General features: G+C 50.2%; 3 protein-coding genes. All 3 read left to right on the forward strand.

What is annotated here, in order from left to right; all coding sequences use genetic code 11:
- The coding region (locus PSSD_RS25855; protein ID WP_058974222.1) for an SDR family NAD(P)-dependent oxidoreductase at window positions 1-515 on the forward strand (515 nt) is incomplete at its 5' end.
- Between the two features lie 244 nt (window positions 516-759).
- Window positions 760-1,116, forward strand: a complete 357-nt coding sequence (locus tag PSSD_RS25860) for a transposase (RefSeq protein WP_058974223.1) — start codon at window positions 760-762, stop codon at window positions 1,114-1,116.
- Entirely contained in the window at window positions 1,113-1,460 is a 348-nt protein-coding gene (gene tnpB, locus PSSD_RS25865) for an IS66 family insertion sequence element accessory protein TnpB (protein WP_058974224.1), read from the forward strand. The genes PSSD_RS25860 and tnpB overlap by 4 nt, the downstream gene beginning before the upstream one ends.
- Window positions 1,461-1,464 lie beyond the last annotated feature (4 nt).

The raw sequence follows: 1,464 nt of genomic DNA on the forward strand, positions 1-1,464 counted from the left end.
CATATGGGAAACTGGATGTGCTTATCAATAATGCTGCCATTATGGCAGTAACTCCTTTAACAGATTTTAAAAGTGATCTTTATTTTATAGAAGAACAATTCAAAACCAATTTGATTGGCACTTGGAGAATCTCTCAGGAATTATTCCCTTTACTGGAAGCTTCAGGTGAAGGACGAGTAGTTAATGTTACCAGTGGTGCAGGGGCATTCTGGGACCCCGATTTTGGATTGGTTAATAATCCGGGATTGCAGATGCAACAGTTTGGTAATGTCCCCATAGGTTCATATGCTCTGACAAAACTGGCTATTAATGGTCTTACTCTGAAACTTTCTCAGGATTTTAAAAAAGCAAATATTCTGGTCAATTCTGTTTGCCCTGGATTAGTTTCCACCTATCCAGGATCTCCAGGACGGTCAGTTGAGGAAGGCGCAAAGAGTATAGTCTGGGCAGCATTGTTGTCTAATAACGGCCCTACAGGTCTATTTTTCAGGGATGGAAAACAGCTTCCTTGGTAAATAAGGATTGTATCCTTCCCAATTACAGATCGGTGAGGTTTTCCCTTTTATCACAGTTCCTGATTATGAAGTCTGGCCCTGTACGATAAGTAAACCTTCTTGGCAGTCCATTCAACAAAGGTAAGCGTACAGCCAGAACCGTCTCCATTAACCGCCCTCTAATCTATAAATTAGATATCCTTCTAACTTACAGACGGATATCTGTTAATGCAGGACACCTCCGACTGGCGCAGTGCGCCCCGCAATGTTTTTTTCCATCGAGTTTAAGCTCCGCATGGTTGAACTCGCTCAGCTTCCGGGGGCGAATATCGCTTCAATCGCGCGTGAACACGGCTTTAATCATAATCTTCTCTTCAAATGGCTGAGGCTATGGCAGCGTGAAGGACGCGTATCCCGACCCCGTAAAACATACAACAAGACTTCCACTCCCACGCTTTTACCCGTGCAGGTCGCGCCACTTGAGGAGCCTGCCCCACCAGCTGAATCAGCCGTCACGATCTGCCATGTCCGACTCCGGCACGGCGAACTTACCCTGCATCAACCTACGGACGAAGTGCTCAGCCTGGTGCTGCGTGAAATGATGAAAGGAAACGCACGGTGATCGGCCTGCCATCCGGCACGAAAATCTGGCTGGTCTCGGGTATCACCGACATGCGCAACGGCTTCAACGGCCTCGGCGCAAAGGTCCAGACCACTCTGAAGGATGACCCGATGTCCGGTCACGTCTTCATCTTCCGTGGCCGCAGCGGGAGTCAGGTCAAACTGCTCTGGTCCACCGGTGACGGCCTGTGCCTTCTGACAAAGCGGCTCGAACGCGGCCGCTTCGCCTGGCCGTCGCCCCGCGACGGCAAAGTGTTCCTCACACCCGCCCAGCTCGCCATGCTGCTGGAAGGCATCGACTGGCGGCAACCGAAGCGCCTGCTGTCACCCCTCACACTGCTCTAATCCT

Source organism: Type-D symbiont of Plautia stali (assembly GCF_001485335.1).
Lineage (GTDB): Bacteria > Pseudomonadota > Gammaproteobacteria > Enterobacterales > Enterobacteriaceae > Pantoea > Pantoea vagans_C.

What these genes read in the sequence shown, in the direction of transcription:
- PSSD_RS25860 (WP_058974223.1), top strand. Translation starts at nt 760, where the DNA reads ATGTTTTTTTCCATCGAGTTTAAGCTCCGCATGGTTGAACTCGCTCAG.